Below are 1,237 nucleotides of genomic sequence, written 5' to 3'. Positions count from 1 at the left end.
CCCACTACTGTCCGGTTTAAATTTTGTAGACAAGGCGCACGGTGTTGATTCTACTTGTGTTCGAGCGTTTGGCGACGATCTCGGACACGAAGGGAAGCAACACCGTGCGGCACAAGAATAGCGTTTTGCATGATCTTTTGAAGCGTCTGTCGTGGGCAAGCTTCGAGCGGCTTGTGGACGAACACGGTGCGGACAGGCATGTTCGGCGGCTGTCGACCAAAAGCCAGCTGATCGCGCTTTTATATGGCCAGTTTTCGGGTGCTGCGAGCCTACGTGAGATCGTCGGCGGTCTGGAGAGCCATTCGGCCCGCCTTTATCATCTTGGCGCGCGGCCTGCCTCGCGTTCGACGCTTGCCGATGCCAACCGCCTGCGCCCCAACGCGGTGTTTGCCGGACTTTTCACCGAGATGGTCGCCAGGGCCTCACGCGGTCTGCGCCGCAAGATGGGCGAGGCAACCTATCTTATCGACGCCACCGGCGTGCGCCTGAGCCAGGCATCCTCGCAATGAGCGCGATTTTCCGGTCAGACCTGCGGTGCCAAGGTCCATATGATCTATGACGCCGATGCCGAACGGCCGATCTATGCGGCAGTGACGCCAGCCAGGGTCAACGACATCACGCCTGCCAAAACCATGCCGGTCGAGGCCGGAGCCACCTATGTCTTCGATCTGGGCTATTACGATTTCGGTTGGTGGGAAAAACTCGACCGGGCCGGATGCCGCATCGTCACCCGCTTCAAATCCCATACGAGGCTGAGCCTACTCGAAGAGGGGCCCATCATGGACGGCGGCGCAATCCTGTCGGACCGCATCGGCCTGTTGCCCGCCCGTCAGGCGAAAAACCGGAAGAACCCGTTCGGAAAGCCGGTGCGCGAGATCGGCGTGGTGCTCGAAACCGGCAAGGTGCTGCGCATCCTGTCCAACGATCTCGATGCGCCAGCACAAGAGATCGCCGATCTCTACAAACGCCGCTGGGCGATCGAACTGTTCTTCCGTTTCGTCAAGCAGACGCTGAAGATCCGGCATTTCCTCGGCACTTCCGAAAACGCCGTCCGCATCCAGATCGCCGTCGCCCTTATCGCCTATCTGCTGTTGCAGATGGCCAAAGCCGACCAGACCACCGTCAAAACCCCGCTCGCCTTCATCCGCCTCGTGCGCGCAAATCTCATGCTCCGCAGAAGAACCGACCAACTCGCAAAACCACCGCCCGAAACAACAAAAGACCTCCGCCAGATGCA

Annotated in this window: 1 pseudogene; it reads left to right on the top strand. The window is 59.8% G+C overall.

The window, feature by feature from the left end:
• Positions 1-104 precede the first annotated feature (104 nt).
• Positions 105-1,237 (top strand): annotated as a pseudogene (locus RS75_RS24920) (IS4 family transposase); the annotation flags it as partial.

It is taken from the genome of Rhizobium nepotum 39/7 (assembly GCF_000949865.1).
GTDB classification, from domain to species: Bacteria; Pseudomonadota; Alphaproteobacteria; order Rhizobiales; family Rhizobiaceae; genus Agrobacterium; species Agrobacterium nepotum.
Note: the sequence above shows the minus strand (reverse complement) of the source record. Positions and strands in the feature narration are given on the sequence as shown.